The organism is Bacillus sp. 05T31 (genome assembly GCF_056396725.1).
This window is the reverse complement of sequence record NZ_JBFTMA010000202.1, coordinates 1-6,266: the sequence shown is the minus strand read 5'-3', so window position 1 is coordinate 6,266 and position 6,266 is coordinate 1. Positions and strand designations below refer to the sequence as shown.

Sequence of the window (6,266 nt, the reverse complement as noted above, 5' to 3'; positions counted from 1 at the left end):
GTTGCAGTAATAATAGCAGGTTTTAAGGCGAAGAAATAAATTGTTAAATATATGCAAATGCTTAGAATACAATATAATGAAAAATTTAACAAGTTTCTGTACAAATAAATTCTACCTCTTTCCTTTTCATTCTATAATTTAGTATCTATATTCCCATCTCTTATAGAAGCATCCTAATCCTATTTAATTATAATCATAGAAAAATAGAATTTCTAATAACAGTTAAAATGTATATATTCATGTATTTTTATGTGAAAATGACATTATAATTAATTTATTAGATAATAATAAATTTTTTTTAGAGAGGATGTATATGGAATTGCAGTATTCTTATATCGAGTATTTTGATGGTTGGGAGAAAATATTTCCTAGTGGTAACTTAATCGGTTTTCAAAAGAAAAGATATATAGAGCTAGATTCTATGGTTATAGATAATGATAAGGAAGCAAGGTATATAAGAGGTAGAAAATCGTTATATCAGGCGAAATGTCTTATATGCCAAGACATCATGTCGTTCAATAAAGGATCTAACATAGTTAATAAAAATCCATATTTTTTTCATTTAGATAAAGAACACTGTTTTTCATTTGAATCACTGGCGCATGCTAGAACTAAGAAATATTTATATGAATTATTTAGTAAGGCTGGTTACCTCGTAAAAGAAGAGAAAAGACATAAAGACATTTCACGTGCTGACGTAGCGGTACTGCAAACAATTGATGGAAAAGAAGAGCTCAAGTTGGCAATTGAAGTACAGGCGTCTAATATTCGGACTAGTAATATTGTGAAGAGAACAAATATTTATTTTGAAGAAAATGTAGCAACTGCATGGGTGTTAATACTAGATAGTTTCTTTCCACCAAAGGAAACAGAAGTAAATKGAGAAAAAGTCTACACGGATAGTTATAGTGGTACAAGAATTAGTAGTTTTAATCAAGAAACAAATGCTTATGAGTATACATATATTTCTCCATTAAAAGAAGAATATTTCTTTGTAACAGGGGCAAATAATAAAGTATTTAACTATTTGATGGATGTATACCATGTTATTGTAACTGTTGATCATAATGGACATGTATTTTTAATTCGAAGAACTCCTGAAAGTTCCAAGTTAAGGGTAGATGCATTGTTAGAGAACCGAGAACACTCAACACAAGATGATATACTTCTGGTCAACCGAATAGCAGAGCCCGACATTGTACCAGTATTATTAGAAACCGAATTATTGCATGCACCATATAGAGAGAATGACATGAGACTGAACAAAAATACTCAATTAAATGAAGAATTTAAAGGCCAAATTCATAGAAGTGATTCTCATCCTACGAATTTAGTAGATGCTTTTATTGAGTTTGATAAAGCCCAACAGATCAAGGAAGCATTAAATAGTATAGAATTAGCTAGAAAAACAAGAGAAGAAATAAAAACAGCCTATACAAACAAATTACTAGAGATAGAAAAACAAAAAGCAGAGGAGCGCAGAAGGCAAGAGGAAATATTGGCTGAACAGATGGCAAAGGATTATTTGAGTGACTTATACAATCAATACAAAAAGGAATTTAGTATGTTAGTAGAACGCTTGGAAACAGAAAAGGTTCAATTTCAATTATCTTCAATTGGTAATTGGTATTCTTGGCTGAATTATTTAAAAGAAGAGCGCCCTAAGTGGTACATAGTTGTAACAACTTTATTTAAAGGATTTTCAACAACTTTCTTAAGGGACAAGACTGATTTTGAAATGTATTTTAATAAGGAACAAAATGGATATAAAAACTGGATTGAGAGTAGAAGTTTAATTGAATTTGTAGAAGAATTACAGCAACATTATGAACAGGTAACAAATAATACTACACAAAAAATGTTTTATAAAGAGCTTTTGGATAAGTATGGACAGAAGTTAGATAAAGTGCAAAAAAAAGAAAAAATACAAAGGGAGCAAGAAGAGCTACGTATCCGTCAAGAAAAAATAAAGAAAGAGGAAGAAGAACGAAAGCACATTCGATTACAGAAAGAGCAATTATATAGAAAACAAGAGCTTTTAAACAAAGACTATTATGAGATACCACATTTAACAGAAGATGAAATCGATGATTTTAGAAATCGGTTTTGGGAGGAATACATATGTATTCCCAAAAAAGAACGTACTGCCTACGAAAAAAAATACTTTCCTACATTCACTGCTGGATTACCAAAATGGTTTATGTCAAGAAAGCTTAGGCATGAAGAAAAAGAAATTGAAGCTGTAAATAAGCAAAAAGGCAAGAAAAGGGAGCATAAAGAAAACTTTAAAGATAACGAAGATGGTTTTATTCAACTTAAGTTATTATAAAATGAATTCTTGTATTCGAACGAGAACTTATATTTAATTAATCTTTATTTTTATATATTATAATTTAACATTTTTATTAGGAGGATACATATGAGATTAAATAAAGGCGAAAGATCATTGCCTGTATTATTAGCGTATGAAAGAGATGAAAGTGGGAATCTTGCAGTTTGGTGCCCATATTGTGCGACATGGCATCTTCATGGACAAGGAGACGGGCATCGTAGTGCTCATTGCCAGAATATGAGGAGTCCATTTATAGAAACAGGATACATTATAAAAAAGGGATCGAAAAAAGATTATGCTTTCGATAGAACGTATTATGATAGTTATGACAACTTAGATTTGAAATATCGTTACTAGATGGTTTTGCTGTAATTTAAGAATCAATTTATTAGTAATGCTAATAAGTTAGTCTTTTATAATCAGATAAAATATTAGAAGGAAGTGGAAGTTTAATGGGATATAGTACTCTATCTCTTGATTTTAAAAATAAAGTAGTTGTCGATAAAACGAAGTGGAAAGAAATATGGGACGATTGTATGGAGCCAGATTGTTTTGCTGAGTATGTGTATATAGTCATTGAAAATGCGGCTCGTCGTTATAAATTTAAACATGACTTTGAACCAGAGATATACATGTTTAATTTAAATAGCCCTTATAAGGTGAATCTGAGATTGGGTAATAAAAAATACATATTGAAAATGAATCCCTTTGATGAAAGTCAACTTGTTAATGCGGAATAAGGTTATTATAAGTAACATCTTTTAATCAAACTATATTTCAAATCAATATTAATAGTTTTATTGTTATGGAGGAATTATAGTGCAACCTAAAAAAGAGCATATCTATCATTTTACGAACTTTTTAGATTTTGAATACATCTGTCTTGAGAAGAAGGGGCTTGGTTTTCCAGAACTAGAAGAAGTGATGTTTAGTTATGTTCTCTCTATGCCACAAGGAACCCTAGAGTTTAAAGAATGTTGGATATCCCGTGATGTTGATTTGAAATAGAGTCGTACCGTTTATAAAAAAGTTTGATCAAAAATCCTGCTTGAAATGCAGGATTTTTCTTGTTCAATAAACGGGTCATTATATGGAATAAGCAGAATGATCAACCAGAAATAAATGGGCTGAATTTATAATAAGATTAGGTAAGATAGCAGAAATTAAATGTCTTTTTTAAAATATAAAATTGGAGAACTTTTTAAAATCCTTTTTTAGAAATGGACTTATTTTGGTTTGAAAGGAAGACGTAAATTTCGATCAAACCAAGTCATCATTCAAAATGGATTCCTATTAAAACACTTATAGTAATTTGAATCTCCAATAATAAATTAGAGCAAAATTATGAAAGACTATAAACCTCGGTTGCTACTTTTAAAAAGGATTGAACTGCCGGGGGTGTGTCCTGTTTTGACATACAAGCTAATGCTATTTTCCTTAAACTTGCTAATTGTAACCTTTTTGTGTAAATATTTGGCTGAGTTTTAAGGAATAGCTCTGAACCAACTGTAACCCCAAGACCTTCATTAACCATGTTTGCAATCGTATTACAATCCTGCACTTCAAAGCGTACATTAGGCTGTACCTTCGCTTTCTTAAAAATTGCCTCTATATATAATTGATACATTCCTTTTGGCATAATCAACGGTTCGTTTTTCAAATCCTCAATTTGAATAAAGTCTTTCCCTAAGAATCTTCCGTTATCCGGGAATGCTACAGCTATTGTATCTTCAATAAGTGGAACGGTATCAAATTCACAATCTAAATCATGTTCAATTATAAATCCGACATCAATTACCCCCGTTTTAAGCCATTCAATAATTTCTTCATAGGATCCTTCAAATAATTTCAATTCAATTTTGGGATATTTCCTATGAAACTTTGAAATAATTTTCGGTAATAGACATGCTGATGCACTTGCAAAACTTCCAATGCGAATCGTTCCTATTTCTAAATTCGCTTGTAAGGCTATTTTCTGATTAATATGTTCCATTCTGTTTAAAATTTCACGGACCTGAATTAAAATTTTAGTTCCAATTTCAGTAAGAGCTAAATCTTTTCCTTTTTCTCTGATTAAAAGATTAACTGCCCATTCACTTTCAAGACTAGCGATGGCATGGCTGACAGCCGACTGTGTTATGTGCAGTGCTTTGGCTGCTTTCGTAAAACTGCTAAGCTCGACAACTTTAGAAAAAACTTCGAAACGCGCAATTGTCATGAGTTTTTACTCATCTCCAATATTAAAAATATCAATTTTACTCATGATAACATGTGTTTTAAACTAGGGAAAGAAAAAGAAATTAGTGGGAGATGAATTTATGAATAAATTAATGATATATCTTTTAGCGTTAGGGGCATTCTTAACTGGAACCGCAGAATTTGTTGTTTCTGGTATTCTAGAAATTATTGCTAAAGATTTAGATGTTTCAATATCAGCGGCAGGACAATTAATTTCAATATATTCCATTTTCTATGCATTAGGAGCGTTCTTTTTAGTGTTATTAACAGCTAAATGGGATAGAAAAAAGGTTCTTTCAATTTCTTTGTTCATCTTTTTCATTGGAAATCTAATTGCATTTTTAAGTTCCAACTTTATTCTGGCGATGCTATCACGGATTATATTGGCGATGAGTGGCGGATTGTTCACAGTTGTCGCAACAAACTATGCTACTCACCTAGCATCTCCTGACAAAAAAGGTAAAGCGATGGCCACAGTTACTACAGGTTTTACTATATCACTAGCATTTGGGGTACCTATTGGGACTCTAACTGCTGCGTATATAGACTGGCATTATATTTATCTCATTATTGGAGGATTAACGCTTATAAATTTGCTCTTGTTAAACAGATTAGTTCCCAAATTAGAAGCAGAAAACTCAATTCCACTGAAAAAACAATTATTGGTAATAAAAGACAAGAAGGTTATAGCAGGACTTTTAACAACTGTATTTTGGATATTGGGATATACCTTGGTCTTTGCATATATTTCGCCAATCTTGAGTCAGGGGGCAAATTTTACAATTGAGTTGATTAGTATATCATTATTTTCATTGGGTATTTTTGCTTTTATAGGTACTCAAGTTGGTGGAGTAATGGCAGACAATTGGGGATCGGTTAAAGTCATTACCTGTAGTTTAATCGTTAATGCCATATCTTTATTTTTAATGAGGCCATTTTTAAACTCAACAATTGCTATTTTGCTTATCATTATAATTTGGGCGTTAGCTACTTGGACAACAACACCTGCAATGCATGTTTATATGATTTCATTGAAACCACAGACCTCAGAAATTTTGTTGAGCTTCAATATAACGGTGATGAATATTGGTATGTCCATAGCAGCTGGTATAGGAGGAATGGTAATTAAATACACATCAACTTTAAATCTAAGCTGGATTGGTGGAGTGATGGTTATAATAGCATTGGCATTATCTTATTATTCGTTTGCAATAGATAAAAAACAAAATAAAGAGAAAGAACAAATTTGTATCAATAGTTGACTTTTAAAAACGGGGAGAAGTAACGTGGAAAAGTTCTAATTCTTACAATAGATATGTTCTCCCGTGGATTTGATGCTTATGTAGCGGGTTTTCTTCTCGAAGTTAGTACATCTTATCGGTTGGTAATTGCTGCATCTTTAAGAACAAAATTAAAGGTTCTGGTGCAAAGATTGTATTTATTTGAAAGAGGTATATAGATTCCTAATGGAATCTATTCTTATACAGCCATTCCGAATAGTTTATGAATAAACTTCACTTCATTTTGGACAGACTTGTCCCTTAAAATAAGTTGGCCTTTTTTAATGATATGCATCGCTTCTATTCCTGAAAGAATAGATTTAGCTGTACGAAAAGATTTCAATCCTAGCATTGAACGAACTCTCTTTTTAATAAAACGATGATCTTGCTCTACAATGTTATTAAGGTATTTTACC

7 protein-coding genes are annotated in these 6,266 nt (G+C 31.4%); 5 read left to right on the top strand and 2 right to left on the bottom strand.

Features of this window, described 5'->3' with window-relative positions:
* Window positions 1-313 precede the first annotated feature (313 nt).
* The 4 genes from AC1DJR_RS14105 to AC1DJR_RS14090 all read left to right on the top strand — a co-directional run bounded on the left by AC1DJR_RS14105 (window position 314) and on the right by AC1DJR_RS14090 (window position 3,340).
* Complete coding sequence (locus tag AC1DJR_RS14105) at window positions 314-2,329, top strand: competence protein CoiA family protein (RefSeq protein WP_477002847.1); 2,016 nt, start codon at window positions 314-316, stop codon at window positions 2,327-2,329.
* Window positions 2,330-2,419: 90 nt separating this feature from the next.
* Complete coding sequence (locus AC1DJR_RS14100; protein WP_429688250.1) at window positions 2,420-2,689, top strand: hypothetical protein; 270 nt, start codon at window positions 2,420-2,422, stop codon at window positions 2,687-2,689.
* A gap of 95 nt (window positions 2,690-2,784) precedes the next feature.
* On the top strand, window positions 2,785-3,072 hold the full coding sequence (locus AC1DJR_RS14095; RefSeq protein ID WP_429688251.1) for a hypothetical protein: 288 nt from the start codon (window positions 2,785-2,787) through the stop codon (window positions 3,070-3,072).
* A gap of 79 nt (window positions 3,073-3,151) precedes the next feature.
* Window positions 3,152-3,340, top strand: coding sequence for a hypothetical protein (locus AC1DJR_RS14090; protein ID WP_242488385.1), 189 nt, complete (start codon window positions 3,152-3,154; stop codon window positions 3,338-3,340).
* A gap of 334 nt (window positions 3,341-3,674) precedes the next feature.
* Here the strand turns inward: AC1DJR_RS14090 and AC1DJR_RS14085 are convergent, their stop codons facing one another.
* Entirely contained in the window at window positions 3,675-4,550 is an 876-nt protein-coding gene (locus AC1DJR_RS14085; protein ID WP_429688252.1) for a LysR family transcriptional regulator, read from the bottom strand.
* A gap of 100 nt (window positions 4,551-4,650) precedes the next feature.
* Here AC1DJR_RS14085 and AC1DJR_RS14080 point away from each other — a divergent pair, with 100 nt between their 5' ends.
* Window positions 4,651-5,832, top strand: coding sequence for an MFS transporter (locus AC1DJR_RS14080; RefSeq protein WP_477002846.1), 1,182 nt, complete (start codon window positions 4,651-4,653; stop codon window positions 5,830-5,832).
* Between the two features lie 217 nt (window positions 5,833-6,049).
* Here AC1DJR_RS14080 and AC1DJR_RS14075 read toward each other — a convergent pair.
* Window positions 6,050-6,266: DDE-type integrase/transposase/recombinase (locus AC1DJR_RS14075; RefSeq protein ID WP_477002845.1), on the bottom strand; the 217-nt coding region annotated here is incomplete at its 5' end.

Bases quoted from the DNA above. Each gene is read 5' to 3' on its own strand.
- AC1DJR_RS14100 (WP_429688250.1), top strand. From the start codon at position 2,420: ATGAGATTAAATAAAGGCGAAAGATCATTGCCTGTATTATTAGCGTAT.
- AC1DJR_RS14095 (WP_429688251.1), top strand. From the start codon at position 2,785: ATGGGATATAGTACTCTATCTCTTGATTTTAAAAATAAAGTAGTTGTC.
- AC1DJR_RS14085 (WP_429688252.1), bottom strand. From the start codon at position 4,550: ATGACAATTGCGCGTTTCGAAGTTTTTTCTAAAGTTGTCGAGCTTAGC.
- AC1DJR_RS14080 (WP_477002846.1), top strand. From the start codon at position 4,651: ATGAATAAATTAATGATATATCTTTTAGCGTTAGGGGCATTCTTAACT.